Origin of the sequence: Micromonospora sp. NPDC048868 (genome assembly GCF_043198195.1) — a bacterium.
In the GTDB taxonomy this organism is placed as follows: Bacteria; Actinomycetota; Actinomycetes; order Mycobacteriales; family Micromonosporaceae; genus Micromonospora; species Micromonospora reichwaldensis.
In genome coordinates this window covers 58,988-80,212 of the sequence record NZ_JBICUN010000019.1, presented here as the reverse complement: position 1 = coordinate 80,212, position 21,225 = coordinate 58,988, and the positions used below count along the sequence as shown (strand labels likewise).

Here is a 21,225-nt window from a genome sequence, read left to right as displayed (position 1 = left end):
TAGGGGAGGGTAGCCTAAGTTGACATTCCTGTGGCAGGCGGGACGACCGCCCATCCGCCCGGCGCGACGATGACCGGCGCCCATCGCGACCGGTGGGGTGTGCCGCACCTGAGCGCCGACAGCGTCGACGGCCTCGCCCGGTTGCAGGGGCGGGTCGCCGCCGTCGACCGGGCCTGGCAGATCGAAGTGGAACGGTGGCGCTCGGAGGGCCTGCTCGCCGAGCACGTCGGCCCCGCCGAGCTGGGCTGGGACCGCTTCGCCCGCCGGGCCCGCCTCGACGACACCGCCCGGCGCTGCTTCGAGGGGCTTGCCCCCGCCACCCGGCGGTGGGTCGGCGCCTACGTCGACGGGGTCAACGAGGGACTCGCCGAGGGCGCCGCCGCGGCACCCGAGTTCGCGGCGGTCGGCTGCGCCCCGGGCCGGTGGCGGCCGTGGTCGCCGCTGGGGGTCTTCCTCGTCCAGCACGTGCTCTTCTCCACCTTCCCCAACAAGCTGTGGCACGCCCACGTCGCCGCCACCCTCGGCCCGTCCGCGACCGACCTGTTCGCCGTCGAGGGCCCCGACGGGTCGGGCAGCAACGCCTGGGCCGTGCCCGGGGACCCCGGCACCGGACGGGCGCCCGTCATCGCCGGCGACCCGCACCGCATCCTCGAACTGCCCGGCATCTACCACCAGGTGCGCCTCGCCTGCCCCGAGTTCGACGTGTTCGGCTTCGCGTTCCCCGGCGTGCCCGGCCTCCCCCACTTCGGACACGCCGGCGAGGTCGCGTGGGCCGTCACCAACGCGATGGCCGACTACCAGGACCTCTACCGCGAACAGCTGCGCCGCGACGGCGACCGGGTGCTGGTCCGCGAGGCGAACGGCTGGGTGCCGGCGCACCGGCACGTCGAGCGGATCGAGGTCCGCGGCGGCGAAGCGGAGTCCGTAGAGGTGATCGAGACGCCGCGCGGACCGGTCGTCGACCACGACCGGAGCACCGGCGAGGCGATCAGCCTGCGTACCCCCAGCCGGGTCGAGCAGCGCCTGGGCTTCGACGCGCTGCTGCCACTGCTGCGCGCCCGCAGCGCCGACGACGTCGCCGACGCGCTGCGCGACTGGGTCGAGCCGGTCAACAGCGTCCTGGTCGCCGACCGGCGCGGAACGGTCCACCAGCTGGTCGCCGGCCTCGTCCCGCTCCGCGACGACCGGTGCCGCCGGGAGCCGGTGCCCGGCGACGATCCCCGGTACCGGTGGCACGGCGGCTACGCCGAGCCGCGCCGCACCGCCGTCGACGGGTTCGCGGTCTGCGCCAACGACCGCCGCCCCGACGTGGCGGACCTCGGCACCGGCTTCGCCCCGCCGCACCGGGCCCGCCGCATCCGCACCCTGCTCGCCGAGGGCGCCCGGGCGGAGGCCGTACACATGGACACCCGGCTGGCGGCCGGGGCCCTGCGCGGCCTGCTCGACCGGGTCGACCCCGGCGGGCTCAGCGGGCCGGCCCGGCGGCTGCGGGACCGGCTGACCACGTGGGACGGGGACATGCGGGCCGACAGCGCCGACGCCGGCGCCTGGGCCGCCTGGCGCGCGGCCCTGGCCCGCCGGCTGTACGACCACCCGTGCCTGCGCCCGCTGCGCGACGCCCCGAGCGCGTTCGACGGCCTGTTCGCGCCGTGGACCGACCCGCTGTCCCGCATCGGCCACGCCCTCGACGGGGTGGCCACCGGGCTGCACCGCCTCGGCGGCGAGATCGGTCCCGTGGCGGCCGGGGCGCTCGAGGACGTCGCGGCGGGCGACCCGCCGGAGCCGTGGGGCCGGCGGCACGTGCTGCACCCCGTCCACCTCGGCGTGGCGGCGGCCACCGACGAGGCGGTACGGGGCATGCGGGAGCGGGTCGCGCTGGCCGGCGACGCCGACTGCGTGCTGGCCACGTCGAGCGTGCCCGGCGTGTCCGACGCGTGCTGGCGGGGCCCGGTGGCCCGCTACGTGTGGGACCTGACCGACCGCGCCGAGAGCCGCTGGATCGTCCCCTTCGGCGCGTCCGGGCGCCCCGGTGACCCGCACTTCGACGACCAACTGCCACTGTGGGCCGGCGGCGAGCTGGTTCCGGTGGTCACCGACTGGCGAGAACTCACCCCAGAACCAGGAGACGCGACACCGTGACATATCAGGAGAACATCCCCGGCTTCGGCGAGCTGTCGCTCGTCGCGCTGGCCCCGGAGGCCCACGCGGAGCTGGTGCACGGCTGGGTGACCGAGCCCTGGGCGGCGTTCTGGGGCATGGGTTCGCACTCGGTCGACGAGGTGCGGGAGATCTACGAGTTCGTCGACGGCCTCGACACCCACCACGCGTACCTGATCATGCTCGACGACGCGCCGATCGGCCTGTTCCAGACCTACCAGCCGGAGGCGGACCCGGTCGGCGAGCGCTACACCGTGCGGCCCGGCGACGTCGGCATGCACCTGCTGCTCGCTCCCGGGAGGCGCCCGCCGAAGGGCCTCACCACCGCCATCGGCCCCGCCCTCGCCCGCTACCTGTTCGCCGACCCCACCCGGCTCCGGATCGTCGTCGAGCCCGACGTCCGCAACGAGCGCGCGCTCGACCGGCTGCGGCGGGAGGGCTTCACCTTCGCCGACGAGATCGACATGCCCGACAAGCGGGCCCAGCTGGCGTTCCTGACCCGGGAGCGGTTCGAGGCGGACCACGCCGTACCCGCCTGAGCAGAACGGCCCGGGACCCCGGCCGACGACGCGGCGAGGCCCCGCCGGGTGCGGCGGGGCCTCGCGCGGGACGGGATCAGGCGGTGGGGAAGTTGTCCGGCGTACGGATGCGGTCCCGGATCAGGGCGCCCGACTCGGTGAGCACGCCCGGGCCGGTGTAGGTGCTCCCGGCACAGGTGCCCGGCCGCAGCGCGGCGCTGCCCTCGGCCTTGTCCGAGTAGGTCCAGTTCGCGTAGCTGATCTTGAGGCGGTCCAGCAGGTCGAGCCAGGCGTTGCTGCTGGCGGCGTCGACCCCGCCGTCACCGGTGTAGTCCACCGTGCCGAACTCGGTGACGAACAGCGGCAACCGGGCGGCGGCCCGCTCCACCTCGGCCCGGTAGTTGTCCCGGTGGGACGCGGCGTAGAAGTGGAACGTGTACATCACGTTTGTCGCGTTCACCGGGTTGTTGATGATCTCGTTGGCGTTGGAGCCGTCGGAGACACCCAGCGACGACCAGCCACGGGTGCCGACCACGACCACCGCGTCCGGGTCGTTGGCGCGGATGACCGGGATGACCTGCTCGGCGTAGCTCTTGATGGTCGCCCAGCTGACCCCGTTGGGCTCGTTGGCGATCTCGTAGATGACGTTCTTCTTGGCGGCGTTGCGGGCGGAGACGGCGGCGAAGAAGGTCTTGGCCCGCTCCAGGTTGTGCATCGGGTCGCCCGGCGTCAGGGTGTGGAAGTCGATCAGCGCGTACATGCCGCGCTGCTCGGCCTCGTCAACGAGGTTGTTGACCCGGTTGGTGAACCCGGCCGGGTCGGTCTCGTAGCCGTCCTCCTGGACGTACATGGCGATCCGCAGCAGGTCGGCCCGCCAGTCGTCGGCGAGCGCGTCGAGCGAGGCGTCGTTGAGGCAGTTGGCGAACCACTGGATGCCGTGGGTGCTCATGCCGCGCAACTGGATCGGCTTGCCGTACTGGTTGCACAGGTTGGCCCCGCACACCCGTAGCTGGCCGTTGATCGCGACCGGCGTCACCCCGCCGGGCGGCGGCGTCGTGGGCGGCGGCGTCGTGGGAGGCGGCGTCGAGGGCGGCGGAGTCGAGGGGGGCGGCGGGGTGGTCGGCGTGGTCGTGCCGGTGCACGCGACGCCGTTGAGGGTGAACGCCGTCGGCACGGGGTTGGCGGCGCTCCACGTGCCGTTGAACCCGATGCTGGTCGACGCACCGGTCGCCAGCGCGCCGTTCCAGCTCACGTTGCGCGCGGTGACGGCGGCGCCGGCCTGGCTCCAGGTCGCCGACCAGCCCTGGCCGACCCGTTGGCCGGCGTCGGGGAAGGCGAAGCCGAGCGTCCAGCCGTCGACCGCGTCGCCCAGGTTCTTGATCGTGATGTTGGCGGTGAAGCCGCCGGACCAGCTGCTGGTGGTGTAGGTGACGGCGCAGCCGGTGGCGGCCTGGGCACTGGCGACCGGGACGGCGGCCGACGCCGCGACGGTCAGCGCGCCGACCGCGCCGGCCATGACCAGGGTGCGCCGGGACAGGCGCGGTAGGAGCTTCATGCGGGGTGCCTTCGCTTCCGATCGGTGGTGGGGGTGCCGGCAGCGCAGGGCGGCGGGACGCCACGTCCGCCCGACGGCTACGGCAGTTCGTACGCCGACGGCCCGCGGGCGGGTCGTCGGGCCGGGAGCCTCGCGTCAGATCCCCGCCCACGGGCCCGGGAGCGCTCCCACTGACGGCAGCTTAGGCGCGCCCCGGGCTCCCCGCAACATGGACACCCGTCGACCTCTTCCGCACACGCGCCGGCCCCGGGGCGCGGACGCCCCGGGGCCGGTGTGCCGACGGTGTCGGTCAGAAGGTGGGAGCCAGGTAGAGCAGGCGGTTCGGCGAACCGGTGCCGGGGCTGGTGATCACGTTCGGGGTGGCCTGGCTGACGATGTACGAGTGGACCTGGGCGGGCGTCCAGCTCGGGTTGACGCTGAGCACCCGGGCGGCCGCCCCCGCGACGTGCGGCGAGGCCATCGAGGTGCCGCTGATGGACGAGGTGGCGGTGTCGCTGGTGGACCAGGCCGACAGCACGCCCACGCCGGGGGCGAACAGGTCGGTGCAGGTGCCCCAGTTGGAGAACGACGCCCGAGCGTCGTTGCTCTGCGACGCGTTGACGGTCAGCGCCGTCGGGACGGAGGCCGGCGAGAAGTTGCAGGCGTTGGCGTTCGAGTTGCCGGAGGCCACGGCGTAGGTGATGCCGTCGGCGATCGAGTTCGCCACGGCGGTGTTCAGGGAGGCGTTGGTCGAACCGCCGAGGCTCATGTTCGCCACCGCCGGCTGGCCCGCCTGGTGGTTCGAGGTCACCCAGTTGATGCCGGCGATGACCTGCGCCCAGGTGCCGCTGCCCTGGCAGTTCAGCACGCGGACGGCCACCAGCCGGACGTCCTTCGCCACGCCGTAGGTGTTGCCGCCGACGGTGCCCGCGACGTGGGTGCCGTGGCCGTTGCAGTCGGCGGCCGGCAGCGCGTTGTCGATCGCGTCGTAGCCGTCGACGGCCTGACCGGCGAAGTCGACGTGGGTGGTCCGGATGCCGGTGTCGATGATGTACGCCGTCACGCCGGTGCCGCTGCTGTTGTAGGTGTAGGTGCGGCTCAGCGGAAGGTTCCGCTGGTCGATGCGGTCCAGGCCCCACGGCGGGTTGTTCTGGGTGGCCGTCATCTCCACGGTGTGGTTCTGCTCGACGTAGGCGACGTCGGGGTGCGCGGCGAGGCGCTTGGCGGCCCGCTCGGAGAGCTTCGCCTCGAAGCCGTTGAGCGCGTCACCGTAGACGTGCCCGACGCTGCCGCCGAAGCGGGCGGCGAGGGAGCCCGCCGTGCTCTTCACCTCGCCCTGCCGGGTGCCGGCGCGACCGCCGACGCTGGTGTCCTTGAGTACCACGATGTAGCTGTCGGCCACGGCGGTCGCGCCACCGGCGCTGAGGATCTCGCCGGTGGCCGAGGCCGCCGCCGGCGCGCCGATCATGGTGGTGACCATGGCGGCGCTGGCGAACACGCTGGCCGCAGCGGCGAGGGTCCGCCGATGAGTGCGAGGGAGTGACATCTCCCGGTCCTCCTACTGTGGTGGCCCCCGGGTGGCTCGTGGCACACCCGACAGGCGGTCTGGACGATGAGCAAACCTTAGCCGCCACATTCATGATCGTAAATTTTGTTGATGTTCACGATATGAGGAAGATGTTGAAGAGAATTGGTCGTGAATGCCTTGCGTGAAACGGGATTCCATTGAGATACGTCGACTTTGCTGGTTGACTGTCGGGGGAGCACCGGGCCGTCACACACCGCACCTCGACCTGTGACAGGAGTTCCTCCACCATGCTCCGAAGGCCCCTGCTCCACGCCCTGCTCGCCGCGCTGGCGGCGGTCCCCCTCACCCTCGCCGCCGGGCTCACCGCCCCCTCCCCCGCGCTGCCGGCGGTCGCCGCGCCCGTACGGGTGATGCCGCTGGGCGACTCGATCACCGGGTCCCCCGGCTGCTGGCGCTCCGTGCTCTGGAACCGCCTCCAGGCCACCGGCCACACCGACGTCGACTTCGTCGGGACGCTCGGCCCGCAGGGCTGCGGCCAGCCCCACGACGGCGACAACGAGGGGCACGGCGGCTACCTGGTGACCAACGTGGCCAACCAGAATCTGCTGCCGGGCTGGCTCGCCGCCACCCGGCCCGACATCGTCCTGATGCACTTCGGCACCAACGACGTGTGGAGCAACATCCCGCCCGCCACGATCCTCGCCGCGTACGGCAGGCTGGTGGACCAGATGCGGGCCAGCAACCCGGCGATGCGGGTCCTCGTCGCGAAGATCATCCCCATGGCGCCGCCCACGTGCCCGGAGTGCGGCCAGCGGGTGACGGCCCTCAACGGCGCGATCGACGGCTGGGCGGCGGCGACCGGCACCCCGGCCTCGCCGGTGGTGGTGGTCGACCAGTGGACCGGGTTCAGCACGGCCACCGACACCTACGACGGCGTACACCCGAACGCGGCCGGCGACCAGAAGATGGCCGACCGTTGGTACCCGGCCCTGGCCGCCGCGCTGGACGGCGTCACTCCCACACCCACCGCCAGCCCGACGCATACCGTCAGCCCGACGCCGACTCCTACCGTCAGCCCCACGCCGACGCCCACCGGCCCGGCCGGCGGCTGCGCCGCGAGCTATCGCGTGGTGGGCCAGTGGCAGGGCGGCTTCCAGGGCGAGGTGACGGTACGCAACTCCGGCGCCGCGCCCATCTCCGGATGGACCGTCCGCTTCGCGTTCACCGACGGCCAGCGGATCAGCCAGTCCTGGAACGCCCGGCTGACGCAGGACGGGGCCGAGGTGACCGCCCGCCACGTCGACTGGAACGGCGCCCTCTCCCCCGGCGCGCAGGCCACCTTCGGCTTCCTCGGCAGCACCACCGGGGGCGCCGCCACGACGACGGTGACCTGCGCGCCCGCCTGACAACCGCCACATCAACACGTCGCGCCGGCGCGGTCGGCCCGGACGCCTGAACAGGCTTCCGGGCCGGCAGCCGCGTCCTTCCTAGCCGAATGTCGGCTAGATCTCGGTGCACAAATGAGTGATCCTGATCACAGTACCGCCTCGGGCCCGCCCACCGGCCCGCGCCCGGGGCCGCACAACGGAATTCCCTTCCGGCGGCCCGGATTGACGCCGCCCGCAACCCCCGGACGTTCGGGCATCTCGCCACGTACTGAGCCGTAACTCGCACGCAGCGTCACGCGTGACGCCGTCGGTACCGAACTGTGCCTCGATCGAATTCAGCCGCCCATCGTCACGGTTTGCGGCGCTCACTACCCTGATCCCTGATCCCGTGCCTGGGCACACGTCGACAGCGATAAGGGCTTCACATGAGCGACAGTTACCCTCCGTACGGAGGGCAGCAGCCGGACCCGAACGTCACCCCCTGGAGCGGGCCGCCGGCGCCGCAGCAGGGCGGGTACCCGGGTTACGGGCAGCCAGCGCAGGCGCCGCAGTTCGGCGCTCCCTTCCCGCCGCCGAAGAAGTCGAACAAGGGCCTGATCATCGGACTGGTCGCCGGCGCGGTGGTCCTCGTGCTCGCCATCTGCGGCGCAGGCATCGGCCTCGTCCTCGTCAACGGTGACGACGACGAGCCCACAATCGTCGCGACCGGCGGCCCCAGCCCCGACGCCGGCACCAGCAGCACGCCGGGCACGGACGCCTCCCCCACCCCCGGGCAGCAGGAGACGCAGGAGCCGAACAACAACGCGGTCACCGCCCGCTACTCCAGCGACCTGTCCAACGTCTGCGACGGCGGCCAGATCCTGAACGCGGCCACCTACAACGGCCCGTCCGGCGCCAAGGCGTACACGTTCTCGAACAACCCCGACCGGCCGAACTTCTGGTCGTCGAAGTCGGTCGCCTCGAACAAGCCGTACTACGCCAAGAGCGCCGACTTCCAGACGGTGTCCGTGGTCGGCTGCCTCAAGTTCGTCGAGGGCAGCGAGGGCGCGCCGAAGAAGTGCCAGTACAAGGACAGCGCCGGCAAGCAGGTCACCATCGACTACATCTCGTCGCGCTACACCCTGACCTTCTACGCCGCGAAGACCGGCGAGAAGATCGGCGACGGCGGCACCATCAGCGCCCCGGCGGCGCGCTGCCCGAGCTTCATCTCGTACAACAAGACCACCATGAAGTCGCACGCGGCGCCGGACTCCGGCAGCATCGAGGCCGCCCTGGACAAGTTCCTGTCCTGAGCGGCACGGTCGACGGTGGGGAGGGACGGATCACCGTCCCTCCCCACCGTCGTCTCTGCGCAGGGCCACCCGTGCGGGCGGCGACCGTGACCTGGACCATCACGCCGATCGACCGTGGTGGAGAAGCCCAGGCGGGGTAGGTCGCGGCGGCCTCCCGCAGCGCCTGCGGCTCGACGTCCACCTGCGATCCGGCCGCGCCCGGTCCGCCGGGCGCCGGTGGGATCGGGCCGATGGCACCGGCCCTCTGGGTGCCCGACGACGGCGGGGCCGCCACCATCGAGGATGGTGGCGGCCCCGCCGTCGTGGGTTCCGCGTCAGCGGCGCGCCGGCGCCTCCCGACCGGCGGCGTCCACCGCGACCTGGTCGAAGGCCGGAGCACCGTCGACGGCGTCGGCGGCCACGGCCGTCGACCTGGCGGGATCGGGCAGGTCCAGGCTGCTGCGCAGGCCGACCGGCTTCAACAGGACCGCGGCGATGATGCCGACGACGGCGATCGCGGCGGAGATGAGGAAGATGTGGCCGGTGGCGTCCCCGTACGCCGCGCGGACGATCTGCTGGACCGCGCCGGGCATGGCGTCGAGGTTCAGGCTGCCCGCTCCCGCGCTGCCGGAGGCGGGGATGCCGGCGGCGGAGAGGTCGGCGGTGATCTGGTCGGTCACCCGTCGGGCGAGGACCGCGCCGAGCACCGACACGCCGATCGTGCCGCCGAGCGAGCGGAAGAACGCGACGGTCGAGCTGGCCGCGCCGATGTCCCGGAGCGAGACGGTGTTCTGCACGGCGAGGACGAGGTTCTGCATCGTCATGCCGACCCCGACGCCGACGATGAACATGGCCACGCCGACCAGCACCAGCGAGGTCTCGTGGTCGATGGTGCCGAGCAGGGCGAACCCGATGACGAGCACGATCGCGCCGAACACGATGTACGGCTTGATCTTCCCGGTCTTCGTGATCAGCCGGCCGGCGATGATCGACGATCCGAGGACGCCGGCCATCATCGGGATGGTGAGCAGCCCGGCCTCGGTCGGGCTGTAGCCGCGGCCGATCTGGAAGTACTGGCCGAGGAAGACGGCGCCGCCGAACATCGCCATGCCGACCGCCAGGCTGCCCAGGATGGCCAGGGCGGTGGTCCGCTGGCGGACGAGATCGAGCGGAACGACCGGCTCGTCCACCCGGGACTCCACCCAGACGGCCAGGGCGAGCAGCGCGACCGCACCGCCCACCATGGCGGCGGTCTGCCAGGAGGCCCAGGCGAACGAGTCGTCGACGAAGGAGATCCAGATGAGCAGCACGCTGACGCCGGCGGCGATCAGGGCCGCGCCCAGGTAGTCGATCTTGACGTTCTCGCGGCGGACCGTCGGCAGGCGCAGGGTGAACTGGAGGAGGACCAGCGCGATGGCGGCGACGGGGACCCCGACGAAGAAGCACCAGCGCCAGCCGAGCCAGGACGTGTCGACGATGAGCCCGCCCAGCAGCGGGCCGCCGACCGTCGCCACCGCCATCACGCCACCGAGGTAGCCGTTGTACCGGCCGCGCTCCCGGGGCGGGATCATCGCGGCGATGGCGACCTGGACGAGGGCCTGGAGGCCGCCGACGCCGATGCCCTGGAACGCGCGGGCGGCGATGAGCTGGCCGGCCGTCTGGGCGAAGCCGGCGATCACGGAGCCGACCAGGAAGACGACGATGGCGACCTGGACCAGGAGCTTCTTGTTGAACAGGTCGGCGAGCTTGCCCCAGATCGGGGTGGTCGCGGTCGCGGTGAGCAGGGTGGCGGTGACCACCCAGGTGTACTGGGTCTGCGACCCGTTCAACGCGCCGATGATGTTCGGCAGCGCCGTCGAGACGACGGTGCCGCTGAGCATGGCGACGAACAGCACCAGCAGCAGGCCGCTGAGGGCCTCCAGCGTCTGCCGGTGTGTCATCGGCGCGTCGCCGGCCGTGGTGGTGGGTGCGCTCATCGCGCGGCCTCCAGGTTGTCGTGGTGTCCGAGGACGGTCTCGATGTCGCGGGTGAACCGGCCGAGCGCGGTGGCGAACGCCGCCACCTCCGCGGGGGTCCAGTCGGCGAGCGCGGTGTCGAGGATCCGGCCGTACCAGTCGTAGGTGTCGGTCAGGGCGGCCCGCCCGGCCGGGGTGACGGTCAGCAGGCTGGCCCGCTTGTCGGCGGGGTCGGCGCGCCGCTCGACCAGGCCGTGGCTGACGAGCGAGGCGACGGCGCGACTGACGGTCGACGGGTCGAGCCCGCTGCGGGCAGCCAGCTCCCGGGCGTGGCAGTCGGCGGGCAGCTTCTCGATCTGCATGAGGAGGCCGGCGAGGCCGACCGGCACCGTCGGCCGGACGTCGGCCCGGTGCCGTTTGATCAGCCGTACGCTCCGGATCAGCTCGGAGAGCCTCGCTCCGAGCTCGCGGCCAGCAGTTTCCACGCCGCCTCCCCTGTCGCAGATGGTTGCCGCACACAAGCATCTGCCGATCTTGCTCACAGTGCAAGTTTGCGCGATGAGAACTGAGTCACCGCCCCGTAGGCTGTCGCCCATGGCGGAGACCACCGGGCTGCGGGAGCGCAAGAAGGCGGCCACCCGCCTCGCCCTGCACGAGGCGGCCCTGCGCCTCGCCACGGAACACGGGCTCGACCGGGTCACCGTGGAGGCCATCGCCGACGCCGCGAACGTCTCCCGCCGGACGTTCTCCAACTACTTCTCCAGCAAGGAGGAGGCGGTCTTCCACGGCGACGCCGTACGGCTGCGCCGGCTGTTGGAACTGGTCCGCCGGCAGCCGGCCGACGCGCCGCCGTGGGCCGTGCTGAGCGCCGCCGCCGAACGCCTCGCCGTCGAGGCGTACGGCAACGCACCGCCCTCCTGGCTGCTGCACCGCCGTCAGCTACGCGGGCACCCGGGCCTCGTCGCGCACCAGATCGCGGCCTACACCGCCATCGAGCGCGATCTCGCCGACGACGTCGCCCGGCGGTTGACCGGCCCCGACCGGGCGCTGCGGTCCCGGGTCGTGGCGGCGACCTTCCTGGCCTCCCTGCGCGTCGCCATCCAGCACTGGATCGACCACCCCGACGGGCCGCTGCACGACGTCCTGCGCACCGCGCTCGCCGAGACCGCGACCACCCCGCCCGTCACGTCGGCCCCGCCGGTCACGTCCGCCCCGCCGGTCATCTCCGCCCCGCCCGCCACCTCCGCCCCACCGACGGCCGGCTGACGCCCGGCAGCAGGAGGCGCGCCTCAGGCCGGCCCCGCCGAACCTGCGGCAGCGTGAAGGGGATCGACCGCCTGGCCGGCGCGTCGCGCGGGGCGCTTGACCTTGTCACGGTGACAAGCTCTTCACTGTGGCCGAGGAGGTGGTTCCGATGACCATGCCGGAACGAGACACGGGCACGATGCGAGTTCTCCTGCGGCTGGAGGACAGCAACCCGTCGGTGCGATTGCAGGCAGCGCTGGCGCTCGGCACGACCCCGGACCTGCGGTTCGTCGACAGGCTCGTCGAGCGGTGCGCGATCGAGTCCGACTTCCACGTGCGCGAGATGCTGACCTGGGCGCTCATCCGCCACCCGGCACCGACGACGCTCCCGAAGCTGGTCGACGAACTCCGCTCGGAGTGCGCGCAGGCCCGAAGCCAGGCGTTGCACACGCTGTCCAAGATCGGGGACCGGCAGGCGTGGCCGGCGATCACCCGGGCGCTGCTGACCGACGCCGACGACGAGGTGGCGCGGAGCGCCTGGCGGGCAGCGGTGGCACTCGTACCCGAAGGTGACGAGCCCGCGTTGGCCGCGGTGTTGGCGACGCAGCTCGGGCGCGGCGGGCGCGCGACGCGGTTGAGCCTGAGCCGGGCGCTGATCGCACTCGGCGAGGTGATCGTGCCGATCCTGCGCGCCGCGACGACGGACCCCGACCCCCGCGTACGCCAGCACGCCAGCGCCACGGAACGGCTGTCGCGCGACCCGGACGCCGGGTTCGAGTTCGCGCTCGACGAGGCGACGCGCATCGTGGCCCTCGGCACGACCGGCCAGGAGGGTTGACAGGCGTTGTTGATCGGTGAGGTGGCACGGCGCTCCGGCGTCAGCGCCCGCATGCTCAGGCACTACGACTCGCTCGGCCTGGTGCGGCCGACGGGTCGTACCCGGGCCGGCTATCGGGAGTACTCGGGCGAGGACATCCGGCGGATCCTCCACATCGAGAGCCTGCGGTCGTTGGGGCTGTCGCTACGCGAGGTCGGGCGCGCGCTGGACGATCCCGGCTTCACGCCCTCGGGGCTCGTCGACGATCTCATCCGCCGGACGCGGGAACGCATCGCGGCGGAGACGGAACTGCTCACCCGACTCCGTCAGATCGACGCCACGGAACCCGCCGGCTGGGACGGCGTCCTCCGGATCGTCGCGCTCCTGCAGGCACTGGGATCGGAGAGCGCCGGCAAGCGCCAACGCGCGGCCCTGTCCTCGGCCGAAGAGGCTCCGGTGCCGGTGGAAGCGCTGGTCGAGGCAGCGTTGAGCGAGACGGACCCGAACGTCGCCGGTGCCCTCCGGTGGGCGCTGGCACGGTCGGGCGACGGGGGCCTGGCACTGCTGGCGGAGGGCCTCGACTCACCGGTGGCCGAGGTGCGCGAACGTGCCGTCCGGTCCGTCGCCGAGATCCCGGGCGGTGCGGCGACGGCGCTGCTGCGGGACGCCCTCACGCACCCGGACCTCGCGGTCCGCAGGTGTGCCGCTCTGGCGCTCGGGGCGCGTGGGGCAGCAGACGCGGTCCCGACGCTTATCGACATGATCGTCGAGGAGACCAGCGACGCCGATGCCGCCGAAGCGCTGGGCGCGCTGGCGACCGATCCCGCGTCGGCCGACCAGATCGCCACCGGGCTCGTCGACCGCCTCGCCCACGCAGCGGTCGGCTCGTCGGCACGTCGGCGGCTGACGCAGGCGCTCGCGGACGTCCCGGGGATCACGACGTCGCGTGCCCTCGCGGAGCTGTCACAGGACGAGGACCGCGCCGTCGCGCTCACTGCGGCGTACGTCCTCAGGCTGCGCGGCGCGCGGTGACGGTTACCCCCTGACCGGAAGGTTGCCCGCCGCGTTGCCCGCCGCGTTTCCCCCCGCTCCGGTGCTGCCGCGTCGCGAGCCGCGGATGGCGCCCCGACCGGGGACGGCTCCGCCATGTCCGGATCTGCGGCCTGGCCGTCCTTGTGGCCCTCCACAGAGGATGACCAGACTGCTCGTGTGGAGATCGCCCGGATCCGCGAGGTGGTCGTGGTGGTGCACGACGGCGTCGTGCTGCTCGACGTGGCGGGGCCCGTCCAGGTGTTGCACGGCAGCGGCGGCTACCGGGTCCGGCTGGCCTCGGTGGACGGCCGCCCGGTACGCACGGACGTGGGCGTGCCGCTCGACGTCGAGTTGGCCCTGCACCAGGTGCGGCACCGGTTCGACACGCTGCTGGTGCCCGGCCTCTCCCTCGCCACGGCGCAGCCTCCGCCGGCGCTCGTCGCCGAACTCCCCCGCGTCAGCGGGCTCGCCCGCCGCACGGCGGCCATCTGCACCGGCGCGTTCCTGCTCGCGGCGGCGCGCCTGCTCGACGGCCGCCGGGCCACCACCCACTGGGCGGCCTGCGCCGACCTCGCGTCGCGGTTCCCGGCGGTCCGCGTCCGGCCCGACGCCCTCTACGTGCGGGACGGGCCGCTGTTCACCTCGGCCGGCGTGACCGCGGGCATCGACCTGACGTTGACGCTGGTCGAGGACGACCACGGGCCGGAGCGCGCCCGCACCACCGCCAAGTACCTCGTGGTCTTCCTGCACCGCCCCGGCGGTCAGTCCCAGTTCACCGTCCGCGGCAACACCACGGCCGCCCCCGGCAGCGCGCTGCGCCGGGTCCTGGACGCCGTCGCCGCCGACCCGGCCGCCCCGCACACGCTCGCCACGATGGCGGCGCACGCGTCGGTAAGCGAACGGCACCTCTCCCGCCTGTTCCGCCGGACGGTCGGGACGACCCCCATCCGGTACGTCGAGCAGGTCCGGGTCGAGGCCGCGAAGACCCTACTCGAAGCCACCCACGACGGGGTGGCTCGCATCGCCCGCGCCTGCGGCTTCGGCTCGGACGACAGCATGCGCCGCGCGTTCCTGCGCGGCATCGGCATCACCCCGGCCGAGTACCGCCAACGCTTCCGGTCCACACACCCGACACCCGAAAGATGAGGTACCCGTGACGCCTTCCTTCTCGCGGCGAACCGCCCTCGGCACCGGCCTGGCCGCCGGCGCCGGCATGCTCACCGGGCTGGTGCCCGCCGCCCCGGCCGCCTCCCACCCCGCGCCGGACGCCGACCTGTCCTTCCCCTCGACCCGGCTGGCCCGGGAGGCTGCCCGACTGATCGGCGAGGCGCAGGAGGCCTACCTGCGCAACCACAGCCTGCGTAGTTTCCTGTTCGCCCGCGAGGCCGCCGCGCAGGCCGGTCGGCGGCCCGGACGCGACTACGACGAGGAGGTCGTGTTCCTGATCTGCGCCCTGCACGACATGGGCCTGACCGCACGCGCCAACTCCGACCAGCGGTTCGAGATGGACGGCGCCGACTTCGCCGCCCGGTTCCTCGAGGAGCGGGGCGTCACCGACCGCCGGGTCGACACCGTGTGGGACGCGATCGCCATGCACACCACGCGCAGCTTCCGCGACTCACCCGTCTTCCAGCGTCGCCGGCCGCCGGAGATCGGCATCGCCCAGACGGGAATCAGCATCGACCTCATGGGCATCAACAGCCCGGTGCCACCCGAGTACGCCGACCGCGTCCACCGACGTCATCCCCGCCTCGGCGGCGCCCGGGCCGTCACCGACGCGATCGTGGCGCAGGCACTCGCCAATCCCCGCAAGGCCCCGGCCGCCACCCTTCCCGGCGAGATCCTGCACCAGCGCCACCCCGAACTGCCCTACCTGACCTGGGACATGCTCCTGGACTCCAACGCCTGGGGCGACTGACCCGGCCCGGGCACCAGGGCCTTCCTCGGCGACCTGACCTCGCAGTGCTGATCCCGGCAACAGAGGCGGCGGGCCAGCTACCCTCGCCGTCGTGACCCACGAGAACGAGATCACCGAGCCGGTCGACCTGTGCCTCGCGGGTGGGCGGCTCAATCCCGCCGCCGTGGGCTGGAGCCGCCGCCCGCTGCACCGGGCGAACCTGCGCGGCTGGGGCCGCAACAAGCGCTGGGAGTACTGGGGGGTCGTCACGCCGACCCACATCGTCGGCCTGGTCGCCTCGTCGCTGGACTACGCGGGGGTGCACAGCCTCTACGTGCTCGACCGCGCGACGAAGGCCGAGATCGACAGGAACGCGGTGGTCCCCTTCGCCCGGGGCGCCCTCTTCCCGCCGGTCAGCGGGGCGGGCGCCGTTCGGGCGCGCGGCGGCGGGCTCTCGATCGACATCGACCAGGCGCCGTCGGGCACCACCATCCGCGCCGCCGCCCCCGGTCTGGAGGTCGACCTCGTGGTGCCGCTGCCGGCGGGTCACGAGTCGCTCGGCGTGGTGGTGCCCTGGGACACCCGCCGGTTCCAGTACACCGTCAAGGACCTCGGCCGCCCGGTGCGCGGCACCCTGCGGGTCGACGGGGTGGCCCATCCGGTCGCCGAGGCCGATTCCTTCGCCGTGCTCGACCACGGTCGCGGCAAATGGCCGTACGCGATCCGGTGGAACTGGGCCGCCGGCAGCGGCCCAGGTCGGGCGATCCAGCTCGGCGGTCGCTGGACCGACGGCACCGGCTCGACCGAGAACGGCCTCTTCCTCGACGGCCGGCTGCACAAGATCGGCGACGAGCTGCGCTGGGAGTACGACCGCGCCGACTGGTCGCGGCCGTGGCGGATCAGCGGTGCGCGGGTGGCCGTGGAGTTCCACCCCTTCCACGAGAAGATCGCCAGGACGAACCTCGGTGTGCTCGCCAACGAGACGCACCAGTGCTTCGGGCACTTCACCGGCTGGGCGGCGGCCGACGACGGCGAGCGCGTCGACCTGGACGGGCTGGTCGGCTGGGCCGAGGAGGCACGCAACCGCTGGTAGCGGCCCCGGGGCCGGACGTGGGCGCCGGGCGGGCCGGGTGCGGCACCTGGCCCTATGGTGGGCGGTATGGCAAGCCCTGGCCCCTCCGCCGACGGCTCGGCGGCCCGGAATCCGCTCACCCTGCTCACGCTCGACGCACTCCGGCAGCGCACCAGCGTGAAGTGGCGCATGTTCCCGCCCGACGTGCTCCCGCTCTGGGTGGCGGAGATGGACGTGCCCCTCGCTCCCCCCGTGGCCGACGCGCTCCGCCGCGCGGTCGACCTCGGCGACACCGGCTACTCCTACGGGACGGCGTACGCGGAGGCGATCGGCGACTTCGCCGCACGGCGTTGGGGCTGGCGGGACTTCCGCGTCGCGCACACCTCGGTCGTGCCCGACGTGATGATGGGCGCCGTCGAGCTGCTCCGGCTCGTCACCGACCCCGGTGACGCGGTCGTGGTCTGCTCCCCCGTCTACCCGCCCTTCTACGCCTTCGTCACCCACGCCGACCGGCGGGTCGTCGAGGCCCCGCTCGGGCCCGACCGGCGCATGGATCCCGCCGCCCTCGACGAGGCCTTCCGCCGCGCGCGGGCCCACGGCCGCCGGCCGGCGTTCCTGCTGTGCAATCCGCACAACCCGACCGGGGTCGTCCACCGGCGCGAGGAGCTCGAGACCGTCGCGGCGCTGGCCGACCGGCACGGCGTGCGGGTGGTCTCCGACGAGATCCACGCTCCCCTGGTGCTGCCGGGGGCGCAGTTCACCCCGTACCTCACGGTGGCCGGCGCCGAGAACGCGTTCGCCCTGGTCTCCGCCTCGAAGGCGTGGAACCTGGCGGGTCTCAAGGCGGCGCTCGCGGTCGCCGGACCGCAGGCCGTGGCCGACCTCCGCCGCATGCCGGAAGAGGTCAGCCACGGGCCCAGCCACCTCGGTGTCATCGCGCACACCGTCGCGTTCCGCGAGGGCGGGCCCTGGCTCGACCTCCTCCTCGACGGTCTCGACGCCAACCGCGCGCTGCTCGCGACGCTGCTGGCGAAGCACCTCCCGTCCGTCCCGTACCACCGCCCCGAGGGCACTTACCTCGCCTGGCTGGACTGCACGGAGCTGGGCGTCGACACGGAGCAGCCGGCCGACGACACCGGGGTGGTCAGCGACGTCGCCGGGCCGGCGAAATTGTTCCTCGACCACGCGCGGGTCGCCCTCAGCTCCGGGCACGTCTTCGGCACCGGCGGGACGGGCTTCGTGCGGCTCAACTTCGCCACCTCGCCGGCGATCCTCACCGAGGCCGTCATCCGCATGGGCGACGCGGTCCGCTGAGGACGCCCGCCGTCGGCAGGGGCCTGGGGCGACATCGCGTCCGGCGCGCGTTCGCGGTTCGCGCACGGGTCGTGGGCTGGCCCGACAACCCGAGGCGTTCAGTCACCGTCAGCGCCGCCGGTGCGCCCGGCGTCGGCCGGCTGGTCGAACAGCCGCTGGTAGCGCTGCACCGCGAGCAGGACCGCCAACTGACCGAGCGCGCTGACGGCGGCGGCGAACTGGTCGAGGTAGAACACCAGCAGGTTCACCACGCTCAGTGAGGTGACCAGGCCGGCCTGGGCGAGCTCGACGGCGCGGCGCGCCATCCCGCGCAGCAGCAGCCCGGCCGCCACGATGAGCGCGGTGCCCACGCCGGCGTCCAGCAGCGCCCGGACGAGCAGGAGCAGCACCCCACGGTGGTCCTGGATGTCGACGCGGGCGAACTCGTTGGCGGTGGCGAGCACCCCCTCGCTGGTTCCGTCACGCAGGTCGACGGCGACGGCGACGATCGTGGTGAGGTCGCTGAGGGTGGCGAAGCCGAGCAGCCCCAGCGCCAGGACCAGCCCGACGCGCAGCCGACCCCGGGTCAACGACCGCGCCAGCCACGCCCGCACGGCGACCGCGAACCGGGCGATCCGTCCGGACCGGTGCTCGTACGGCGGCAGCACACCGGGCCCCGTCAGCTCCAGCAGCGCCGCGGCCAGCGGCTGCAACCGGTCGTCGTCCGGACTCGCGGCGGCGGCGCCGAGTCGTCGCCGCAGCTGCGCCCGGTCCCGTTCGCTGAGCCTCCCGTCGACGGCCTCGCCGAGCAGTTCCAGCGCGGCGTGCAGTTGCGCCCGGGTGCCCTCGACCCGCGTGCCGCGGGCGCGCACGTACAGCCACACGCCGATGAGGAAGGCCGCGTAGGCGATGGGCGCGGCGGCCGGGAAGAAGTAGTCGTTGTCGGCGGTGATGAACTTGCCGACCTCGTCGATGAAGAGGCCGGTGCCGATCCCGGCCAGCAGCGCCGCCCCGAGCAGCGCGGCCCGGTTGACGACAAGCAGCGGGACGAGCGCGGCGACGAACAACGACAGGCCACCCCACAGGGCGTGCGAGATGTGCAACGTGCCGCCGCCGACCTGCGGATAGCCGGTCAGCGCCAGGAATGCGCGGGTGCCGAGGACCGCGCCGCCGAACCCGATCAGCATCAGCAGCATGTAGTGCTCCGCGTCCAGTCGCGCCACCAGGCATCGAGAGGGGCGACGGTGGGACGGGAAGCTCATGTGGACAGCAAACACCTGACGGCAGGGTGCCGGTGGCGCCTCCGCCAAACGCGGGCACGGCCTCGATCCGTCGACCGGCGGGCGGTGCCGGGCGTCAACCGCCGGTGCCGGCGGTCAGGTCGAAGTCGGCGACGACCGGCGCCCGCCCCACCCACACGAGGTTGCCGTCGGTGAACCTGTCGCCGGCCGGGTACCAGCGGCCCGGCCCGTAGGAGCAGTCGCACCGCAGTTTGACCAGTTGCCCGGGGAGCATCGGAAGTCCGTACGACGTGCCGACGTCCACCGCGCCGACGACGTCCCCGGTGAGGGCGTCGAAGGCGACGACCGTGCTGTAGGCCGCCAACTCGTCGGCGCGGATCGCGCCGCCCACGGTGGTCGGAGACCGCAGGGCCTGGTGAAGCGTCGCGGTGCCGCCGGGGCGCACCCGGACCGTCCGGGCCAGCAGGGCGGCGCCGACACCACCGGACCACTGGGTGGCGATCCCCGTGCCGGAGAACCGCAGGGCCCAGTCGTACGGCCCGAGCCCGGTGATGCTGTAGCGGCCGGTGTCGTCGGTGATCGGCGTGTCGGGGCTGTACTTCGGGTGGGGCACGAACGGCACCACGGCGACGTGGACACCCGGAACCGGACGCCCGCTCGCCGCGTCGGTGACTACGCCCGAGATCCGGCCGGGCGGGTCGAGCCGGACCGGTGGGGCGGCGGTCGTGGCACCGGCGCCGACAGTGACCACCCACGCGCGGTGGCGCTCGCCGGTGCCGCCCTGCCCACCGACCCATTGGCGCCCGTACCGTGCCGCCTCGTAGGGCTGGGCGAAGAGCCGGTAGCGTCCCGGCTCCACCCCGGTCACTTCGATCCCGCCCCGGTCGTCGGTGCAGCCACCGACGCTGCCGAGCTGGCTCTCGCCGATGGACACCCGGGCGAGTCGTTCGCGGTCCAGCGGTACGAGGCTCACGCAGGCGCGGGCCGGCTCCCCGGTGCCGGCGTCCTGCACCGTCGTCGTCACGCTGCCGGTGGCCGCCGCGGCGCTGGCGGGAGCGGGCGCGACCGGCAGCAGGAGGAGCGCGGCGGCCACGCCGACGGCTGCCCGGATACGTCGTCTGAGCTGAGGATCGGTCATCGAGGGCTCCGGTGGGCTGCGGTGACGGCCGGCATCCGCCACCGTAGCGGCCACTCGTGGGCCGGGCTGTCGGATCGATGACCGCCACGCTGTCAACCCGCGGGATGACACTGACTATGATCGATCGAATGAATCAGCATGACGGATCCGGCTGCTGCGGGGGCGGCGACGAGGGCGTACCCGGCATCAGCCGCCGTGGCGTGCTGCGCGCCGCGGCGTGGGGCGCGGGCGCCATGACCGTGGGCGGGTGCTGATTCCCGGAACCGCGCACGCCGCACCCACGATCTACAACCCGTTCACCGCGTACCCGGTCACCGACACCTGGGAGGGCCACCTTCGCCGGGGCTCGCTCGGCGGCATCGACTACGGCATGGGGGTGGGCACGGCACTGCCCGCCTGCGGCGCCGGCACCGTCCAGAACATCCCCTACAACGGTACGGGTGGACACACCGTCACGATCCACCACGGCGACGGCTACCGCAGCCAGTACATGCACCTGTCGCAGTTCTCGCTCCCCGACGGCGCCAGCGTCGGCGCGGGCACGGTGGTGGGCCGCTCCGGCGGTGCCGCCGGAGCCCCCGGCTCGGGCAGCTCGACGGGCCCGCACCTGCACTGGCACATGATCGACCCGTCGGGCACGAGGATCAGCCCGCTGGTCTACATCGCGCAGAATCCGGGCCAGCAGTCGCGTCAGGTGTTCGAGGCGCCCAGCTTCAACGGCTGGCAGGCCCTACCGATCTCCGGCAGCGCGGGCGCGGTCACCGGCTCGGCGGTGGCCACGATCGGGGTGAGCACCACGAAGATCGTCTACACCCTCGACGGCGGCCGGATCTTCGAGGCGGCCAGCAACGCGGGCTGGCGCAACCTGTGGACCGGCGTCTCCGGCGCACAGGGCACCGCCCTCGCCGCGTTGCACTTCAACGGGACGAAGCTGGTCTACAGCGTCACCGGCGGCTACGTGCACGAGACGGCCAGCAACACCGGCTGGCGCAATCTGAACAGCGGGGTCCGCGGCTCCACTGCGGCCGTGCTGGCGGTGAGGAACAACAAGTACATCTACGCCGCCTGAGCCACCGGCGGGGGCCTCCCGGGCGGGAGGTCCCCGCCGAAGACCGCTGTGATCCAATCAACCATGGTTC

The 21,225-nt window shown here is 73.1% G+C and carries 19 protein-coding genes; 13 read left to right on the top strand and 6 right to left on the bottom strand.

From position 1 onward, the window contains the following. Positions 1-69: 69 nt before the first annotated feature. Positions 70-2,139 carry a penicillin acylase family protein gene (locus tag ACGFNF_RS24950; protein ID WP_393171079.1) on the top strand — a complete coding sequence of 690 codons (2,070 nt, stop codon included), beginning with the start codon at positions 70-72 and terminating at the stop codon, positions 2,137-2,139. Continuing rightward, the gene (locus ACGFNF_RS24945) at positions 2,136-2,696 is read left to right on the top strand and encodes a GNAT family N-acetyltransferase (protein WP_393171077.1); all 561 of its coding nucleotides are present in this window, start codon (positions 2,136-2,138) and stop codon (positions 2,694-2,696) included. The genes ACGFNF_RS24950 and ACGFNF_RS24945 overlap by 4 nt, the downstream gene beginning before the upstream one ends. A 76-nt stretch (positions 2,697-2,772) precedes the next feature. Here ACGFNF_RS24945 and ACGFNF_RS24940 read toward each other — a convergent pair whose 3' ends face one another. Next, positions 2,773-4,230, bottom strand: coding sequence for a cellulase family glycosylhydrolase (locus ACGFNF_RS24940; RefSeq protein WP_393171075.1), 1,458 nt, complete (start codon positions 4,228-4,230; stop codon positions 2,773-2,775). 289 nt (positions 4,231-4,519) lie between these two features. Next, positions 4,520-5,755, bottom strand: a complete 1,236-nt coding sequence (locus ACGFNF_RS24935; protein WP_393171073.1) for a S8 family peptidase — start codon at positions 5,753-5,755, stop codon at positions 4,520-4,522. 269 nt (positions 5,756-6,024) lie between these two features. On the opposite strand from ACGFNF_RS24935, the gene ACGFNF_RS24930 reads away from it, so the two are divergent. Both ACGFNF_RS24930 and ACGFNF_RS24925 read left to right on the top strand, forming a co-directional pair. Continuing rightward, positions 6,025-7,143: a cellulose binding domain-containing protein gene (locus ACGFNF_RS24930; protein WP_393171071.1), complete on the top strand. Its 1,119-nt coding sequence runs from the start codon at positions 6,025-6,027 to the stop codon at positions 7,141-7,143. Positions 7,144-7,550: 407 nt separating this feature from the next. Continuing rightward, positions 7,551-8,417 (top strand): hypothetical protein, encoded by an 867-nt coding sequence (locus tag ACGFNF_RS24925; protein WP_393171069.1) that lies wholly within the window; start codon positions 7,551-7,553, stop codon positions 8,415-8,417. A gap of 314 nt (positions 8,418-8,731) precedes the next feature. On the opposite strand, the gene ACGFNF_RS24920 is transcribed toward ACGFNF_RS24925, so the two are convergent. Continuing rightward, entirely contained in the window at positions 8,732-10,372 is a 1,641-nt protein-coding gene (locus ACGFNF_RS24920; RefSeq protein WP_393171067.1) for an MDR family MFS transporter, read from the bottom strand. Next, positions 10,369-10,836 (bottom strand): MarR family transcriptional regulator, encoded by a 468-nt coding sequence (locus ACGFNF_RS24915; RefSeq protein ID WP_357580931.1) that lies wholly within the window; start codon positions 10,834-10,836, stop codon positions 10,369-10,371. The genes ACGFNF_RS24920 and ACGFNF_RS24915 overlap by 4 nt, the downstream gene beginning before the upstream one ends. Before the next feature lie 109 nt (positions 10,837-10,945). On the opposite strand from ACGFNF_RS24915, the gene ACGFNF_RS24910 reads away from it, so the two are divergent. From ACGFNF_RS24910 to ACGFNF_RS24880, 7 genes are all read left to right on the top strand, one after another. Then, positions 10,946-11,617 (top strand): TetR family transcriptional regulator, encoded by a 672-nt coding sequence (locus tag ACGFNF_RS24910; RefSeq protein ID WP_393171064.1) that lies wholly within the window; start codon positions 10,946-10,948, stop codon positions 11,615-11,617. 178 nt (positions 11,618-11,795) lie between these two features. Continuing rightward, the gene (locus tag ACGFNF_RS24905; protein ID WP_393171062.1) at positions 11,796-12,434 is read left to right on the top strand and encodes a HEAT repeat domain-containing protein; all 639 of its coding nucleotides are present in this window, start codon (positions 11,796-11,798) and stop codon (positions 12,432-12,434) included. A gap of 6 nt (positions 12,435-12,440) precedes the next feature. Next, positions 12,441-13,445, top strand: coding sequence for a MerR family transcriptional regulator (locus ACGFNF_RS24900; RefSeq protein ID WP_393171060.1), 1,005 nt, complete (start codon positions 12,441-12,443; stop codon positions 13,443-13,445). Positions 13,446-13,622: 177 nt separating this feature from the next. Continuing rightward, the gene (locus ACGFNF_RS24895; protein ID WP_393171058.1) at positions 13,623-14,591 is read left to right on the top strand and encodes a GlxA family transcriptional regulator; all 969 of its coding nucleotides are present in this window, start codon (positions 13,623-13,625) and stop codon (positions 14,589-14,591) included. 7 nt (positions 14,592-14,598) lie between these two features. Further along, complete coding sequence (locus tag ACGFNF_RS24890; protein WP_393171056.1) at positions 14,599-15,363, top strand: HD domain-containing protein; 765 nt, start codon at positions 14,599-14,601, stop codon at positions 15,361-15,363. Between the two features lie 91 nt (positions 15,364-15,454). Beyond that, complete coding sequence (locus tag ACGFNF_RS24885; RefSeq protein WP_393171054.1) at positions 15,455-16,435, top strand: DUF2804 domain-containing protein; 981 nt, start codon at positions 15,455-15,457, stop codon at positions 16,433-16,435. Between the two features lie 66 nt (positions 16,436-16,501). Beyond that, positions 16,502-17,728: a MalY/PatB family protein gene (locus ACGFNF_RS24880; protein WP_393171052.1), complete on the top strand. Its 1,227-nt coding sequence runs from the start codon at positions 16,502-16,504 to the stop codon at positions 17,726-17,728. 98 nt (positions 17,729-17,826) lie between these two features. On the opposite strand, the gene ACGFNF_RS24875 is transcribed toward ACGFNF_RS24880, so the two are convergent. Next, positions 17,827-18,969, bottom strand: a complete 1,143-nt coding sequence (locus ACGFNF_RS24875) for a hypothetical protein (protein WP_393171050.1) — start codon at positions 18,967-18,969, stop codon at positions 17,827-17,829. A gap of 94 nt (positions 18,970-19,063) precedes the next feature. Next, on the bottom strand, positions 19,064-20,086 hold the full coding sequence (locus ACGFNF_RS24870; protein WP_393171048.1) for a carboxypeptidase regulatory-like domain-containing protein: 1,023 nt from the start codon (positions 20,084-20,086) through the stop codon (positions 19,064-19,066). 128 nt (positions 20,087-20,214) lie between these two features. On the opposite strand from ACGFNF_RS24870, the gene ACGFNF_RS24865 reads away from it, so the two are divergent. Both ACGFNF_RS24865 and ACGFNF_RS24860 read left to right on the top strand, forming a co-directional pair. After that, positions 20,215-20,340 (top strand): twin-arginine translocation signal domain-containing protein, encoded by a 126-nt coding sequence (locus ACGFNF_RS24865; protein WP_393171046.1) that lies wholly within the window; start codon positions 20,215-20,217, stop codon positions 20,338-20,340. Further along, positions 20,334-21,155, top strand: a complete 822-nt coding sequence (locus tag ACGFNF_RS24860; protein WP_393171044.1) for a M23 family metallopeptidase — start codon at positions 20,334-20,336, stop codon at positions 21,153-21,155. Before ACGFNF_RS24865 ends, ACGFNF_RS24860 begins: the two co-directional genes overlap by 7 nt. The last annotated feature ends 70 nt before the right edge of the window (positions 21,156-21,225 follow it).

Coding starts and splice junctions, on each gene's coding strand:
- ACGFNF_RS24940 (WP_393171075.1), bottom strand. CDS start 4,230: ATGAAGCTCCTACCGCGCCTGTCCCGGCGCACCCTGGTCATGGCCGGC.
- ACGFNF_RS24880 (WP_393171052.1), top strand. CDS start 16,502: ATGGCAAGCCCTGGCCCCTCCGCCGACGGCTCGGCGGCCCGGAATCCG.
- ACGFNF_RS24925 (WP_393171069.1), top strand. CDS start 7,551: ATGAGCGACAGTTACCCTCCGTACGGAGGGCAGCAGCCGGACCCGAAC.
- ACGFNF_RS24910 (WP_393171064.1), top strand. CDS start 10,946: ATGGCGGAGACCACCGGGCTGCGGGAGCGCAAGAAGGCGGCCACCCGC.
- ACGFNF_RS24920 (WP_393171067.1), bottom strand. CDS start 10,372: ATGAGCGCACCCACCACCACGGCCGGCGACGCGCCGATGACACACCGG.
- ACGFNF_RS24865 (WP_393171046.1), top strand. CDS start 20,215: ATGAATCAGCATGACGGATCCGGCTGCTGCGGGGGCGGCGACGAGGGC.
- ACGFNF_RS24950 (WP_393171079.1), top strand. CDS start 70: ATGACCGGCGCCCATCGCGACCGGTGGGGTGTGCCGCACCTGAGCGCC.
- ACGFNF_RS24905 (WP_393171062.1), top strand. CDS start 11,796: ATGCGAGTTCTCCTGCGGCTGGAGGACAGCAACCCGTCGGTGCGATTG.
- ACGFNF_RS24870 (WP_393171048.1), bottom strand. CDS start 20,086: ATGACCGATCCTCAGCTCAGACGACGTATCCGGGCAGCCGTCGGCGTG.
- ACGFNF_RS24930 (WP_393171071.1), top strand. CDS start 6,025: ATGCTCCGAAGGCCCCTGCTCCACGCCCTGCTCGCCGCGCTGGCGGCG.
- ACGFNF_RS24935 (WP_393171073.1), bottom strand. CDS start 5,755: ATGTCACTCCCTCGCACTCATCGGCGGACCCTCGCCGCTGCGGCCAGC.
- ACGFNF_RS24875 (WP_393171050.1), bottom strand. CDS start 18,969: ATGAGCTTCCCGTCCCACCGTCGCCCCTCTCGATGCCTGGTGGCGCGA.